This window comes from Streptomyces cupreus, from assembly GCF_014257025.1.
Lineage (GTDB): Bacteria > Actinomycetota > Actinomycetes > Streptomycetales > Streptomycetaceae > Streptomyces > Streptomyces cupreus.
In genome coordinates, this window is sequence record NZ_JACMSF010000036.1 from 54,634 (window position 1) to 69,540 (window position 14,907).

At 70.5% G+C, this 14,907-nt stretch carries 13 protein-coding genes; 7 read left to right on the forward strand and 6 right to left on the reverse strand.

The genetic code is table 11. The features are described 5' to 3' along the window. Positions 1–72: 72 nt before the first annotated feature. On the reverse strand, positions 73–1,101 hold the full coding sequence (locus H4N64_RS28465) for a hypothetical protein (RefSeq protein ID WP_186285290.1): 1,029 nt from the start codon (positions 1,099–1,101) through the stop codon (positions 73–75). An 89-nt stretch (positions 1,102–1,190) separates the two neighbouring features. Here H4N64_RS28465 and H4N64_RS28470 point away from each other — a divergent pair, with 89 nt between their 5' ends. From H4N64_RS28470 to H4N64_RS28490, 5 genes are all read left to right on the forward strand, one after another. Next, the gene (locus tag H4N64_RS28470) at positions 1,191–1,868 is read left to right on the forward strand and encodes a spermine/spermidine synthase domain-containing protein (RefSeq protein ID WP_186285291.1); all 678 of its coding nucleotides are present in this window, start codon (positions 1,191–1,193) and stop codon (positions 1,866–1,868) included. A 134-nt stretch (positions 1,869–2,002) separates the two neighbouring features. Beyond that, on the forward strand, positions 2,003–2,740 hold the full coding sequence (locus H4N64_RS28475; RefSeq protein WP_186285292.1) for a response regulator transcription factor: 738 nt from the start codon (positions 2,003–2,005) through the stop codon (positions 2,738–2,740). Beyond that, the gene (locus tag H4N64_RS28480; protein ID WP_186285293.1) at positions 2,737–3,843 is read left to right on the forward strand and encodes a sensor histidine kinase; all 1,107 of its coding nucleotides are present in this window, start codon (positions 2,737–2,739) and stop codon (positions 3,841–3,843) included. Before H4N64_RS28475 ends, H4N64_RS28480 begins: the two co-directional genes overlap by 4 nt. 281 nt (positions 3,844–4,124) lie before the next feature. Continuing rightward, entirely contained in the window at positions 4,125–7,889 is a 3,765-nt protein-coding gene (locus tag H4N64_RS28485) for a multifunctional oxoglutarate decarboxylase/oxoglutarate dehydrogenase thiamine pyrophosphate-binding subunit/dihydrolipoyllysine-residue succinyltransferase subunit (protein WP_186285294.1), read from the forward strand. Positions 7,890–7,956: 67 nt separating this feature from the next. Continuing rightward, a complete protein-coding gene (locus H4N64_RS28490; protein ID WP_003992906.1) occupies positions 7,957–8,136 on the forward strand; it encodes a DUF6104 family protein in 180 nt (59 codons plus the stop codon). Positions 8,137–8,178: 42 nt separating this feature from the next. Here the strand turns inward: H4N64_RS28490 and H4N64_RS28495 are convergent, their stop codons facing one another. Further along, positions 8,179–9,027 carry a hypothetical protein gene (locus H4N64_RS28495; protein WP_186285295.1) on the reverse strand — a complete coding sequence of 283 codons (849 nt, stop codon included), beginning with the start codon at positions 9,025–9,027 and terminating at the stop codon, positions 8,179–8,181. A 166-nt stretch (positions 9,028–9,193) separates the two neighbouring features. On the opposite strand from H4N64_RS28495, the gene H4N64_RS28500 reads away from it, so the two are divergent. Both H4N64_RS28500 and H4N64_RS28505 read left to right on the forward strand, forming a co-directional pair. Further along, the gene (locus H4N64_RS28500; protein WP_186285296.1) at positions 9,194–10,159 is read left to right on the forward strand and encodes a DUF4097 family beta strand repeat-containing protein; all 966 of its coding nucleotides are present in this window, start codon (positions 9,194–9,196) and stop codon (positions 10,157–10,159) included. 1 nt (position 10,160) lies between these two features. Continuing rightward, positions 10,161–11,204, forward strand: a complete 1,044-nt coding sequence (locus H4N64_RS28505; protein ID WP_186285297.1) for a PadR family transcriptional regulator — start codon at positions 10,161–10,163, stop codon at positions 11,202–11,204. A gap of 363 nt (positions 11,205–11,567) precedes the next feature. Here the strand turns inward: H4N64_RS28505 and H4N64_RS28510 are convergent, their stop codons facing one another. The 4 genes from H4N64_RS28510 to H4N64_RS28525 all read right to left on the reverse strand — a co-directional run bounded on the left by H4N64_RS28510 (position 11,568) and on the right by H4N64_RS28525 (position 14,907). After that, positions 11,568–12,131, reverse strand: a complete 564-nt coding sequence (locus tag H4N64_RS28510) for a Clp protease N-terminal domain-containing protein (RefSeq protein ID WP_186285298.1) — start codon at positions 12,129–12,131, stop codon at positions 11,568–11,570. Continuing rightward, positions 12,131–12,340, reverse strand: a complete 210-nt coding sequence (locus tag H4N64_RS28515; protein ID WP_014674937.1) for a helix-turn-helix domain-containing protein — start codon at positions 12,338–12,340, stop codon at positions 12,131–12,133. Before H4N64_RS28515 ends, H4N64_RS28510 begins: the two co-directional genes overlap by 1 nt. A 115-nt stretch (positions 12,341–12,455) precedes the next feature. Beyond that, on the reverse strand, positions 12,456–13,421 hold the full coding sequence (locus H4N64_RS28520; protein ID WP_186285299.1) for a zinc-binding dehydrogenase: 966 nt from the start codon (positions 13,419–13,421) through the stop codon (positions 12,456–12,458). Between the two features lie 262 nt (positions 13,422–13,683). After that, entirely contained in the window at positions 13,684–14,907 is a 1,224-nt protein-coding gene (locus H4N64_RS28525) for a malic enzyme-like NAD(P)-binding protein (protein ID WP_186285300.1), read from the reverse strand.

Consider the following 14,907-nt stretch of genomic DNA (forward strand, 5'->3'; position numbering starts at 1 on the left):
CGGCTCGGCTATTTGGGTGAGCTTCGGGGCCGCGGCGAGCACGGGCGCGTTGGCGGGGCCGGTGATCCGGCGCTACCAGAGGACCGGGTTCGGAGCGGTCCACAGCCGGTCGTAGATCGCGCGGATGTGCGGTCGGCGGACGGCGGGGTGTCTGGCCAGGGTGTGCAGGAAGAGCCGTCTGTCCGGGTGGAAGGTGTACCCGGGGTGCGGGGGCAGGGGGTAGTCGTCGCGCAGGACGCCGTCGGGGAGCGTGCCGGAGGCCGGGAGGGGTGAGATCTCCCGGGGGTCGGCGAGATACGCCCAGACGTCCGCGGCCAGCGGGACCGTGGGGACGGGGGCGGGTGGCTGCCACGGTTCGCCGGTGCGCGGATCGCGGGGGACGAGGGCGATGGCGGCCGTCGTGGTGAGCCCCGGACCGGCCAGGCCCACGGACTTCGCCGGGCGACCCGGCAGGAGGATCACGGCGGCCGCACGGCCGAACATCTCGGCGAGGAGACCGTCGGGAAAGACCACCGGCTCCCCCTCACCGGCCACCACGAGATGGGCAAGCGCAGCACCGACCGCCGCCCTCCAGCGGCCGTCCCAGCCGCCGTCCTGATCGATGGGCGGCGTGGCCCGCACGCTCGGCTCGGGAGCGGGCCCACCCCCCGGAACGCGGCGTACGGCGCCGGGTTCCAGCCACACGGCCGGCCATATTCCGCAGTCGTCCGTTCGCGTCGCCACCGCGTCCCCGCACCGCTGGCACGCCAGATTGGGCCCGTCCCCGCCGTTCAGGCCCAGGCAGTAGCCCTCGCACCGCTCGGGGATCAGGGCCAGGCCACGGGAGTCGCCCGGCGCGAGGGCGATCCGTCCCGGCCCCCCGAAGGACAGCATGTACACCGGCGCGTACACGCCACGGGCCGCCGCCTCCTCCGCCCCGACCTCGTCGTACTGCCGCCATGGCACCCCCGACGGCTCGGGGTCGACGGCGTACGTCCCCGGCTCCATCAGCGCGGGAAGCAGCACATGCCCATACCCCTGATGGGCATGCTCGGGGAACGCCACCCGGGAAACCGGCACCGACAGCGCCGCCCCGCACCCGGCGCACCCGAAAACGTCCACGAACCCTCCCCCGTGCCCGGGGGATTGTCCCAGCGCCGGGCACCGCGAACCCAGCGGTTTTCTCGCGCCGGACCTGCCAAGATGAACGGATGCCCACTTCGTACGACATCCCCGAAGTCCTGGACCGTCGCGAAGGCCCGTACGGCGAGGTCGTGCTGCGGCGGCACGGTGAGCTGCTCCAGATCATCGCCAACGGCTGTTTCCTCATGGACACCTCCGACGGACGCTCCGAGCGGCTGCTCGTCGACGCGGCGCGGGACGCGCTGGACGGCAGGCCGGAGCCGAGTGTGCTGATCGGAGGCCTTGGCGTGGGGTTCTCGCTCGCACACGCCGCCGCCGATCCGCGCTGGGGGCGGATCTCGGTCGTGGAACGCGAGCCCGTCATCATCGACTGGCACCGCACAGGACCGCTCTCGGACCTCACCGAACAGGCCTTCTCCGACCCGCGCACCGAGATCCTCGAAGCGGATCTGATCGACTACGTCAATGAGACATCCGACACGTTCGACGCGCTGTGTCTCGACATCGACAACGGCCCCGACTGGACCGTCACCGAGGGAAATCACAGCCTGTACTCGGAGGCCGGACTGGCAAGCTGCGCAAGGGTGTTGAGCCCTGGCGGGGTACTGGCGGTATGGTCCGCGCAGCCTTCTCCGGAATTCGAAGAAACCTTGCGGAATGCCGGGTTCAATCAGGTGCGTACCGAAGAGATCCCCGTTGCCCGGGGCGTTCCCGACGTCGTGCACCTCGCCGTCGGACCTGGATAGCCGAGCTGCGGTGACTCCCCGTACGCTGCATCCCTGGCGCGGATCATTCAAGCGTCAATCGCAAGCATGCGCAGGCATGTGCCAGACAAACGGATCACCCCACGGATTCCGGAAAGCAACTTCAGGGGCGGGCGATGGAGCAGACACACACCTCCCACAACGGCACGGCGGCGACCCCGGGCGCACAGCGCCGGGTCCTGGTGGTCGAGGACGATCCGACCATCGTGGACGCCATCGCGGCCCGTCTGCGCGCCGAGGGATTCCTCGTGCAGACCGCGGGCGACGGGCCCGCGGCCGTCGACACGGCGGAGGCCTGGCAGCCCGACCTGCTGATCCTCGACATCATGCTGCCGGGCTTCGACGGCCTGGAGGTCTGCCGTCGCGTGCAGGCGCAGCGCCCGGTACCGGTGCTGATGCTCACCGCGCGCGACGACGAGACCGACATGCTGGTCGGGCTCGGTGTCGGCGCCGACGACTACATGACCAAGCCGTTCTCGATGCGGGAGCTGGCGGCGCGGGTGCACGTCCTGCTGCGGCGCGTGGAGCGTGCGGCCATCGCCGCGTCCACCCCCCGCTCGGGCATCCTGCGCCTCGGCGAGCTGGAGATCGACCACGCGCAGCGCCGGGTGCGGGTGCGCAGCGAGGACGTCCACCTCACACCCACCGAGTTCGACCTCCTGGTGTGCCTGGCGAACACCCCGCGCGCGGTGCTCTCCCGTGAGCAGCTGCTCGCGGAGGTGTGGGACTGGGCGGACGCCTCCGGCACCCGGACCGTCGACAGCCACATCAAGGCGCTGCGCCGGAAGATCGGCGCCGAGCGCATCCGTACCGTGCACGGCGTGGGCTACGCCCTGGAGACCCCGACGCCATGAGCGACGGGCCGGCCGCGCGAAAAGGCCCCGGGGAGTCCTGGGGCGGCGTACGTCCGTTCTCGATCAAGACCAAGCTGGGCGCGCTGGTCGTCATCTCGGTGCTGATCACCACCGGTCTGTCGATGATCGCGGTGCAGACCAAGACGGAGCTTCGCTTCATCACGGTCTTCTCGATGATCGCCACCCTGCTGATCACCCAGTTCGTGGCGCACTCGCTCACCGCGCCGCTGGACGAGATGAACGCGGTGGCCCGCTCGATCTCGCACGGCGACTACTCGCGCCGGGTGCGGGAGAACCGCCGGGACGAGCTGGGCGACCTGGCCGAGACGATCAACGTCATGGCCGACGAGCTGGAGGCCCAGGACCGGCAGCGCAAAGAGCTGGTCGCCAATGTCTCGCACGAGTTGCGCACACCCATCGCGGGCCTGCGCGCGGTGCTGGAGAACATCGTCGACGGGGTCACCGAGGCCGACCCCGAGACGATGCGCACCGCGCTGAAACAGACCGAGCGCCTAGGCCGCCTGGTCGAGACGCTGATGGACCTGTCCCGCCTGGACAGCGGCGTCGTACCGCTGAAGAAGCGCCGTTTCGAGGTGTGGCCGTATCTGTCCGGGGTGCTGAAGGAGGCCAACATGGTGGCCTCCACGCGCGCGGGCATCGCCTCGGGCTCGGGCGGCCACACGCGTACGGACGTCCATCTGCACCTCGACGTCTCACCGCCGGAGCTGACCGCGCACGCGGATCCCGAGCGCATCCACCAGGTGGTGGCGAACCTCATCGACAACGCGGTCAAGCACAGCCCGGCGCACGGGCGCGTGACGGTGAAGGCCCGGCGCGGGCACTGGCCCGAGTCGCTGGAGCTGGAGGTGCTCGACGAGGGGCCCGGCATCCCGAAGTCGGAGTGGCACCGGGTCTTCGAGCGGTTCAACCGAGGCGCGGTGTCCTCTCCGCACGGTCCGGGCAGCGACGGCGGTACGGGGCTGGGCCTGGCCATCGCCCGCTGGGCGGTGGATCTGCACGGCGGCCGGATCGGAGTGGCCGAATCCGAGCGGGGTTGCCGGATTCTTGTCACTCTTCCGGGACTGCCATCCGCGGCGAGTTGACGTAAGGTTCGAGCCGGAGCCACAAGATCCACGGGCGTCCGGCCAGACGGACACGTGTGATCAGGCAGAGGCCCGCGCTTTCAGCGCGTCTGGCCTGCATCGACGCGTCCCTGAGCAACTGGAACCTCAGTTGTTTCCCGCCATTTCCCAGCCCGAAACACGCTTTCCGATGTGACTTACGCGACGATGAACGGGCCCGGACTGACCTTCACGGTCATGGAGGCGTAGCCTTTATTTCCGCTGTCCATCACCTTGTGAAGCGGAAGAGGGCGGTTGCCGCCGTGTCGCCACAGTCCCCCAGTAACTCGAGCATCTCGACCACCGACCAAGCGGGCAAGAGCCCCGCGGCCGCGTTCGGTCCGAACGAGTGGCTCGTCGACGAGATCTATCAGCAGTACCTCCAGGACCCGAATTCGGTAGACCGAGCCTGGTGGGACTTCTTCGCCGACTACAAGCCGGGCGCCGCTGCCGCCTCGGCTCCGGCGGCGCCCGCCGCTCCGGCCCCGGCTCCGGCCGCGCCCGCTCCGGCGGCGGTTCCCGCCCCGGCTCCCGCGGCCCCGAAGCCGGCCGCCGCCGCGCCTGCCGCGCCGGCGCCCGCTGCCGCCGCCCCCGCTCCGGCTCCGGCGAAGCCCGCCGCCAAGCCGGCCCCGAAGGCCGCGCCCGCCACCGCGGCCCCCGAGGGTCCCGAGCTGGTGACGCTGCGCGGCCCGGCCGCCGCCGTCGCGAAGAACATGAACGCCTCCCTGGAGCTGCCCACGGCCACGTCCGTGCGCGCGGTGCCGGTGAAGCTGCTCTTCGACAACCGCATCGTCATCAACAACCACCTCAAGCGCGCCCGGGGCGGGAAGATCTCCTTCACGCACCTGATCGGCTACGCGATGGTGCAGGCCATCAAGGCCATGCCGGCGATGAACTACGCGTTCGGCGAGAAGGACGGCAAGCCGACGCTGATCAAGCCGGCGCACGTCAACCTCGGCCTCGCCATCGACCTGGTCAAGCCCAACGGCGACCGCCAGCTGGTCGTCGCGGCGATCAAGAAGGCCGAGACGCTGAACTTCTTCGAGTTCTGGCAGGCCTACGAGGACATCGTCCGCCGCGCCCGCGACGGCAAACTGACGATGGACGACTTCACCGGCGTGACGGTCTCCCTGACCAACCCCGGCGGCCTCGGCACCGTCCACTCGGTCCCGCGTCTGATGCCCGGCCAGTCGGTCATCATGGGCGTCGGCTCCATGGACTACCCGGCGGAGTTCCAGGGCACCTCCCAGGACACCCTGAACAAGCTCGGCATCTCGAAGGTCATGACGCTCACGTCGACCTACGACCACCGGGTCATCCAGGGCGCCGCCTCCGGCGAGTTCCTGCGCCAGGTCGCGAACCTCCTCCTCGGCGAGAACGGCTTCTACGACGACGTCTTCGAGTCCCTGCGGATCCCGTACGAGCCGGTCCGCTGGCTGAAGGACATCGACGCCTCGCACGACGACGACGTCACCAAGGCCGCCCGGGTCTTCGAGCTGATCCACTCCTACCGGGTCCGCGGCCATGTCATGGCCGACACCGACCCGCTGGAGTACCGCCAGCGCAAGCACCCCGACCTGGACATCACCGAGCACGGCCTCACCCTGTGGGACCTGGAGCGCGAGTTCGCCGTCGGCGGCTTCTCCGGCAAGTCCCTGATGAAGCTGCGCGACATCCTCGGCGTGCTGCGCGACTCGTACTGCCGCACCACCGGCATCGAGTTCATGCACATCCAGGACCCGAAGCAGCGCAAGTGGATCCAGGACCGTGTGGAGCGCGGCCACACCAAGCCGGAGCGCGAGGAGCAGCTGCGCATCCTGCGCCGGCTGAACGCCGCCGAGGCGTTCGAGACCTTCCTGCAGACGAAGTACGTCGGCCAGAAGCGCTTCTCCCTGGAGGGCGGCGAGTCCGTCATCCCGCTGCTGGACGCGGTCATCGACTCGGCCGCCGAGTCCCGCCTGGACGAGGTCGTCATCGGCATGGCCCACCGCGGCCGTCTGAACGTGCTGGCCAACATCGTCGGCAAGTCGTACGCGCAGATCTTCCGCGAGTTCGAGGGCAACCTCGACCCGAAGTCGATGCACGGCTCCGGCGACGTGAAGTACCACCTGGGCGCCGAGGGCACCTTCACCGGTCTGGACGGCGAGCAGATCAAGGTCTCCCTGGTCGCGAACCCCTCCCACCTGGAGGCGGTCGACCCGGTCCTCGAAGGTGTGTCCCGCGCCAAGCAGGACGTCATCAACAAGGGCGGTACGGACTTCACGGTCCTGCCGGTGGCGATCCACGGCGACGCGGCCTTCGCGGGCCAGGGCGTGGTGGCCGAGACCCTGAACATGTCGCAGCTGCGCGGCTACCGCACCGGTGGCACGGTCCACATCGTCATCAACAACCAGGTCGGCTTCACGGCGGCCCCCGAGTCGTCGCGCTCCTCGATGTACGCCACCGACGTGGCCCGCATGATCGAGGCGCCGATCTTCCACGTGAACGGCGACGACCCCGAGGCGGTCGTCCGCGTTGCCCGTCTGGCCTTCGAGTTCCGCCAGGCGTTCAACAAGGACGTGGTGATCGACCTCATCTGCTACCGCCGCCGCGGTCACAACGAGTCCGACAACCCGGCCTTCACCCAGCCGCTGATGTACGACCTGATCGACAAGAAGCGCTCGGTGCGCAAGCTCTACACCGAGTCCCTGATCGGTCGCGGCGACATCACCCTGGAAGAGGCCGAGCAGGCGCTCCAGGACTACCAGGGCCAGCTGGAGAAGGTCTTCACGGAGGTCCGTGAGGCCACCGCGCAGCCGGCCACGGCCGAGCCGTCGGAGCCGCAGGCCGAGTTCCCGGTCGCGGTGAACACCGCGGTCACCGCCGAGGTCGTCAAGCGGATCGCCGAGTCCCAGGTCAACATCCCGGACAGCATCACCGTCCACCCGCGGCTGCTGCCGCAGCTGCAGCGCCGGGCGGCGATGGTCGAGGACGGCACGATCGACTGGGGCATGGGCGAGACCCTGGCCGTCGGTTCGCTGCTCCTGGAGGGCGTCCCGGTCCGGCTCGCCGGCCAGGACTCCCAGCGCGGCACCTTCGGCCAGCGGCACGCGGTGATCATCGACCGTGAGACGGGCGACGAGTTCACGCCGCTGATGTACCTCTCCGAGGACCAGGCGCGCCTGAACGTCTACAACTCCCTGCTCTCCGAGTACGCGGCGATGGGCTTCGAGTACGGCTACTCGCTGGCCCGTCCCGAGTCCCTCGTGATGTGGGAGGCGCAGTTCGGCGACTTCGTCAACGGCGCGCAGACGGTCGTGGACGAGTTCATCTCGTCGGCGGAGCAGAAGTGGGGCCAGACGTCCGGCGTCACCCTGCTCCTCCCGCACGGCTACGAGGGCCAGGGCCCGGACCACTCCTCGGCCCGCCCGGAGCGGTTCCTGCAGCTCTGCGCCCAGAACAACATGACGGTCGCGATGCCGACGTCCCCGTCGAACTACTTCCACCTCCTGCGCTGGCAGGTGCACAACCCGCACCACAAGCCGCTGGTCGTCTTCACCCCGAAGTCGATGCTGCGTCTGAAGGCCGCGGCGTCGAAGGCGGAGGAGTTCACCACGGGCCAGTTCCGCCCGGTCATCGGCGACGCGTCGGTCGACCCGGCCGCGGTCCGCAAGGTCGTCTTCTGCGCCGGCAAGGTCTACTACGACCTGGAGGCCGAGCGTCAGAAGCGCGGCGCGACGGACGTGGCGATCATCCGCATCGAGCGCCTGTACCCGCTACCGGGTGCCGAGCTCCAGGCCGAGATCGCCAAGTACCCGAACGCCGAGAAGTACCTGTGGGCCCAGGAGGAGCCGGCGAACCAGGGCGCGTGGCCGTTCATCGCCCTGAACCTGATCGACCACCTGGACCTGGCGGTCGGCGCGGACGTCCCGCACGGCGAGCGCCTGCGCCGCATCTCGCGCCGGCACGGCTCGTCCCCGGCGGTCGGTTCGGCCAAGCGCCACCAGGCCGAGCAGGAGCAGCTCGTCCGCGAGGTGTTCGAGGCGTAAGCCTTGGTCGTACGTGGCAGGGCCGCACCCCGGTTGGGTTGCGGCCCTGCCGTTTATCCTGGTGGGCATGTACTTCACCGACCGAGGCATCGAAGAACTGGAGAAGCGGCGCGGCGAGGAGGAGGTCACCTTCGAGTGGCTCGCCGAGCAGCTGCGCACGTTCGTCGACCTGAACCCTGACTTCGAGGTGCCGGTGGAGCGTCTCGCGACCTGGCTGGCCCGGTTGGACGACGAGGACGACGAGTAGGAGTCCGTCCGGAGGGCGCCTCTTGGAGGCGCCTTTCGTGTGTCAGTCGCGCGGTCGCGTCACGTCGTACGCCAGCCCCAGCGCGCCGTGCGCAAGCAGCAGAGCCCCCGCCACGGTCCAGCCGCCGCTGCGGCGCCGTAGGCCGAAGGCCGTGAGCGGGAGGCCGACGGCGAGTTGGGCGGCGGCGAGGACGCGGGCCTTGGGGGTGCCGGACCAGGGGAGCCAGGGGGCCAGACGGCCGACGTCGACCGTTTCGAGTTCCGCGCGGACAGTCTGGCGCCAGCCCGGCGATTCGACCGCTCGAGCGTCCGGCCAGGCGCGGACCGTTTCGTGCAGGCGGTCGGCGGGGTCGCCGGGGGTGAGGCCCCCGGGGAGGGAGACTCCCGCGCGGGTGAGGACCGCGAGCAGGCCGCGCAGGCGGGCGCGCGCGTCGGACTCGGAGTCGGGCTGGGTGAGCCGCTCCAGGGACTCCATGTCGAGGACGGGGTCCAGGCCCAGGCGGGCGGCGAAGGTGCGCATGGCCTCGTCCTCGCCGACCGGGGTGCCGTTGGTGAGCCAGACGTAGCCGACGGGGCGGCGGAAGCCCGACGCGAGGGTGTAGCCGGCGCGGTCCTCGTCCCACCACAGCGCGAGTACGGGCCAGGGGGCGCCGACGGCGAGGGCGGTGGCCCAGCCGGTGAGCACGCGGTCGATCGGTTCGTCGCCGACTGCCCAGGGCCTGCCCTCGGGCACGAGCACGCTCCATCCCTCGCCCGCGGGACCGACCAGCATGCGCCGGCGCAGGAGATGGGCGGCGGGGGCGACGGAATCCGGCTCGGCCCGGCAGAGCAGCAGTGCTCCGGGGGCGGGACCTCCGGAAGTGGGACCGGTGCGGGGGGATTCCGTCGACATGGTCACACGCTAGGGCGATTTATTGCGATTGGTCATATTTCAGGGCCGCGATCGTCCCCAAAAGAGTGTCTTGACTTTCCCTGAGCGCGATATATCGTGAATGGCAGGAGACGCGATATGGCGCGTTGCTGTGTCGTCACGTTGCATCAACGGGGAGGTCGTCACCATGTCCGAGTGGTCCGTCGCGGAGCCGAGGAAGCTCACCTTCGACGAGCCCGTGCGGGATCTCCATGTACGGATCGTCAATGGAACGGTGAACGTCGTGGGCACGGACGAAGGTTCCGCACGCCTGGAGGTCTCCGAGATCGAGGGCCCTCCCCTGCTGGTCACACAGGAGGGCGGCACCCTCACGGTGGCCTATGACGATCTGCCCTGGAAGGGCTTCCTGAAATGGCTCGACCGCAAGGGCTGGCGGCGCAGTGCCGTGGTCTCGCTGGCGGTGCCGGCCGACACCCGTGTCGAGGTGGGCGTGGTCGGAGCGGGCGCGGTCGTCTCCGGGATGCGCGGCCCTTCGGTGGTCAAGGGTGTCACCGGCGACACGACACTGGTCGGGCTGTCCGGCCCGGTGCGCGCGGACACGGTCTCCGGGAATCTGGAGGCCCAGTCCGTCACCGGCGATCTGCGCTTCAACTCCGTCTCGGGCGATCTGACGGTGGTCGAGGGCTCGGGGTCCTCCGTGCGGGCGGACTCGGTCAGCGGCTCGATGATCGTCGACCTGGATCCGGAGGGTCCTACCGACGTACGGCTGACCAGCGTCTCCGGTGAGATCGCCATCCGGCTGCCACAGCCGGCCGACGCCGATGTCGAGGCCAACACCGCGAGCGGCACCATCTCCAACGCCTTCGACGGACTCCGGGTGCACGGACAGTGGGGCGCCCACAAGATCACCGGGCGGCTGGGCGCGGGCACGGGCAAGCTGCGGGCCACGACGGTCTCCGGCTCCATCGCCCTGCTGCGCAGGCCACCCCGCGAGGAGGAGCCCTGGGAGGCGGAGGCATGGGAGGACACCCCTGTCGACAGCGCACCGGCCGCCTCGGGGGAGAATTCCGGTTTCGGCCGGGACACCACCGCCCCCACCGACGCCAGCCCGGGCGACCCGGCCGACGGCACGACCGACAAGAAGGTGCTCTGACATGCCTCCCGTCTTCGCCCATGGCCGCCTCCGCCTGTATCTGCTGAAGCTGCTGGACGAGGCCCCGCGCCACGGCTACGAGGTGATCCGCCTCCTGGAGGAGCGCTTCCAGGGCCTGTACGCGCCCTCGGCGGGCACTGTCTACCCCCGCCTGGCGAAACTGGAGAGCGAGGGCCTGGTCACCCACACCACCGAGGGCGGCCGCAAGGTGTACGCCATCACGGACGCCGGGCGCGCCGAGTTGGCCGACCGCAGCGGTGAACTGGCCGATCTGGAGCTGGAGATCCGGGAGTCGGTCGCGGAGCTCGCCGCCGAGATCCGGGCCGATGTGCGCGGCGCCGCCGGTGATCTGCGGCGCGAGATGCGCGCGGCGGCGTCCGAGGCCCGGCAGGGTCCCGGCGCCAAGGGGGACGCCCCCCTCGGTGACTTCGCCGACTACACCGACAAGGAGGCCTGGCGCGCCGCCAAGGAGGAGATGCGCCGCGCCAAGCAGGAGTGGAAGGAACAGGCCCGGCGCGCCAAGGACGAGAGCCGCCGGGCCCGCGAGGAGGCCCAGCGCGCCCGGCGCCAGGCCAAGGAGGCCCAGGACCGGGCCCGCGCCCAGGCCCAGGAGGAGATACAGCGCATCGCCAAGCGGGTGCAGGACCATGTGCAGGACCATTTCGCGCGGGGCGACTGGCCGACCGGGGTGCGCGAGGGTCTGACGGAACTGGCCAAGGAGTTCGGCGAGTTCGGAAAGGGCTACGGCAAGGAGTTCGGGAAGGACTTCGGCTTCGGCCGGACCGGTACGGAGTCCAGGCCCGCCCCCGAGTACTCCGACACCCCGGAGGACTTCCCCGCCGAGTACGAACCGTCCTGGGCCCATGAGGAACCGACCGGCGACCCGGCCCGCGATCTGGACCGCCTCCTGGACCGCTTCCGCGACGACATCCGCGACGCGGCCCGTGACCACGGCGTCACCCCGGACCAACTCCACGACGCCCGAAGCCACCTGTCGACGGCGGCGGCCCACATAGGGGCCCTGCTGCGAGCACCGAAGGCCTGAGGCGTCCGGGAGGCGGCCCCGCGCCGTGTCGGGTCACCCGGCCTGGCCTCACCCCTCCCCGTAAGGGGCGCGGCCTGGCCTCACCTCCCGTAAGGGGCGCATCGGCGCGCACCAAGGCCTGGGCGTTTCTTCACCTCGCGGGGAGGGCCACCCCGCGCCGGGTCGGTCACCGGCCTGGCCTCACCTCCCGTAAGGGGCGCATCGGCGCGCACCAAGGCCTGGGCGTTTCTTCACCTCGCGGGGAGGGCGACCCCGCGCCGGGTCGGTCACCGGCCTGGCCTCACCTCCCGTATGGGGCGCCTCGGCGCGGGCCAAAGGCCTGAGGCGCTTGTTCACCCCGCGGAGGGACGGCCCCGCGCCGGATCAGCCGGCCTTGGCCTCGCCCTCCCCGTAGAGGACCCGGGTCAGGGACGCGTTCGTCACGCCGTGGTCGGCCAGGACCTCGGCGGGTGCTCCGGGGCGGGCCGTCAGGGCGAGGAGGATGTGCTCGTCCCCGATATGCCGGTCGCGGTGGGCCACGGCGATCCGCAGGGAGCGTTCCAGGGTGTCCTTGGCCTCCCTGCTGAAGGAACGGCGTCCCGACCACCAGCCCTTGTCCTTGCGGTCGCCGGACATCGCGCCGACGCCGTGCACCTCCTCGACCCGGGCGACGATCTCCGCGACGTCGATACCGAGTCCCGCGAGGGCGTCGGCCTCCGCCTGGGACAGCCCCGCCCGCCGCCGTGCCTCGCCCAGCGCCTCCCGTACCGACTCCTTGCGCTCCGCGAGCCCCAGCGCGGCCAGCGCGAAGGAGGATCGGCTGGCTTCCCGGTCCAGCAGGGCGAGCAGCAGATGCTCGGCGTCCACAGTGCCGGCCCCTGCCCCTTCCGCGTGCTCGACCGCGCCCGTCACGACCGCCCGGGCATCCTTCGTGAACCGCTCGAACATCAATGCCTCCCGTACTTCTTGTGCACGGCCTGCCTGCTGACACCGAGCTCCGCGGCGATCTCCTGCCACGACCACCCCTGATTGCGCGCACTGCGCACCTGCACCGCCTCCAACTGCTCCAGCAGTCGGCGCAGCGCGGCGACGGCACGCAGGCCGACCCTCGGGTCGCGGTCGCCCGCGCGCTCGGCGAGATCCGTTGCCTCACTCATGCCGTCAATCTAAGTTGACAGCCCTTCCGATGTCAACCTTGGTTGACATGCCGCGCATATGAAAGGCGGGCCCGGAAGGAATCCGGACCCGCCTGACCAAAACCCCTTGAGACGCTCAGGAGTTGGTGAGCACGATCTTGCCGAACTGCTCCCCCGACGCCATCCGCTCGAAGCCCTCGCGCGCCCGGTCCATCGGCAGCACCTCGTCGATGACGGGCCGCACACCGGTGGCGGCACAGAAGGAGAGGAGGTCCTCCAGTTCGTCCTTGGTGCCCATCGTGGAGCCGACGACCTTCAGCTCCAGGAAGAAGATCCGGGTCAGCTCGGCGTGCGAGGGCCGGTCGCCGCTGGTGGCGCCGGAGATGACGAGCGTGCCGCCGGGCTTGAGCGACTTGACCGAGTGCGACCAGGTCGCGGCGCCCACGGTCTCGATGACGGCGTCGACACGCTCCGGCAGCCGCGCACCCGACTCCACGGCCTCCACGGCACCGAGCTCCAGGGCGCGCTTGCGCTTGGCCTCGTCCCGGCTGGTGGCGAAGACACGCAGCCCCGCGGCCTTGCCGAGGACGATCGCGGCCGTGGCGACACCGCCGCCGGCGCCCTGGACGAGGACGGAGTCGCCGGGGCGTACGCCCGCGTTGGTGAAGAGCATCCGGTACGCCGTCAGCCAGGCCGTGGGCAGACAGGCTGCCTCCTCGAAGGAGAGTTCCTTCGGCTTGGGGAGGATGTTCCAGGTCGGGACGGCGACCTGGTCGGCGAAGGTGCCCTGATAGCGCTCGGTGAGGATGGAGCGGGGTTCCTTCGGGCCCACGCCGTGGCCGCTCTGGCCGATGACGGAGTGCAGGACGACCTCGTTGCCGTCCTCGTCGACACCGGCGGCGTCACAGCCGAGGATCATCGGCAACTTGTCCTCTGCGAGGCCCACGCCACGCAGGGACCAGAGGTCATGGTGGTTGAGGGAGGCGGCCTTGACATTGACGACGCTCCAGCCGGCACGGGCCTCAGGGGCGGGACGCTCCCCCAACTCAAGGCCGGCGAGCGGCTGGTCGCGGTCGATTCGGGCGGCGTAGACGGCGAACATGCCGTCGACGATAGGGGGCGAGTGCCCCCTCCGGTACCGGAACCCCGTGTGACACACACCCTCTTGCCAGGGCATGCGGTACTGGCGCCACCTTTCAGCGCCGGTCCGGCAATCCCAGCCCGTCCGGCGTTTGAGGACGAGGCCCCTTCAGGGGCCTGGGGGCCGCAGGCCCCAGGGATGAACCACCCGACCAGCCCAACCCCCAGTCAAAAAATGACCCCGGCCGACATCCCGACCGGGGCCACCTCACCTACGACTCAGCTCACCGCCGAGCCACGCCCTCCGCCCGAGCCGCCGCAGCCACCGCCGCCGTGACCGCCGGCGCCACCCGCTCGTCGAACGGGGACGGGATGACGTAGTCCGCGGCCAGGTCGTCCCCGACCACCGACGCCAGCGCCTCCGCCGCCGCGATCTTCATCCCCTCCGTGATCCGGGAGGCCCGGACCTGGAGCGCGCCCGCGAAGATGCCGGGGAACGCCAGGACGTTGTTGATCTGGTTCGGGAAGTCCGACCGACCCGTAGCCACGACCGCCGCGTACTTGTGCGCGACCTCGGGATGCACCTCAGGGTTCGGGTTGGCCATCGCGAAGACGAACGCACCCTCGGCCATGGACGCGACCGCGGACTCCGCGACCGTACCGCCGGAGACGCCGATGAAGACGTCGGCGCCGGCCAGGGCGCCCTCCAGGGACCCGGTCAGCCCCGCCTTGTTCGTGAACCCGGCGACCTCGCGCTTCACCTCGGTCAGATCCGCACGATCCGCCGAGATGATGCCCTTGCGGTCCGCCAGCGCCACATCCCCGATACCGGCCTCGACCAGCATCTTGGCGATGGCGACCCCGGCCGCCCCGGCACCCGAGATGACCGCCCGGAGCTGCCCGATCTCCCGCCCGCTCAGCCGCGCGGCGTTCCGCAGCGCCGCCAGCGTCACGACCGCCGTACCGTGCTGGTCGTCGTGGAAGACCGGGATGTCGAGGCGCTCCTGGAGCTTGCGCTCGATCTCGAAGCACCGCGGCGCCGAGATGTCCTCCAGGTTGACGCCCCCGAAGGAGGGCGCGAGGCGCACCACGGTCTCGACGATCTCGTCGACGCCGGTGCAGTCCAGCGCGATCGGCACCGCGTCCACGCCGCCGAACTGCTTGAACAGAATGGCCTTGCCTTCCATCACCGGAAGGGAGGCCTCAGGACCGATGTCACCGAGCCCGAGCACGGCCGTACCGTCCGTCACGACGGCGACGACCGACGACTTCCACGTGTAGTCGTGGACGAGATCCGGCTGCTCGGCGATGGCGCTGCACACCTTCGCCACGCCGGGCGTGTACGCGAGGGACAGGTCGTCCTTGTCGCGGACCGGCACGGTGGCCTGCACAGCCATCTTGCCGCCGCGGTGCAGCGCGAACGCGGGATCGAAGGAATCGAGGGGCTCCGCCCCTTCGTCCTGACCCGTATCGCTGTCGCTGCGAGGATTGACGATCTCCGCTGCCAC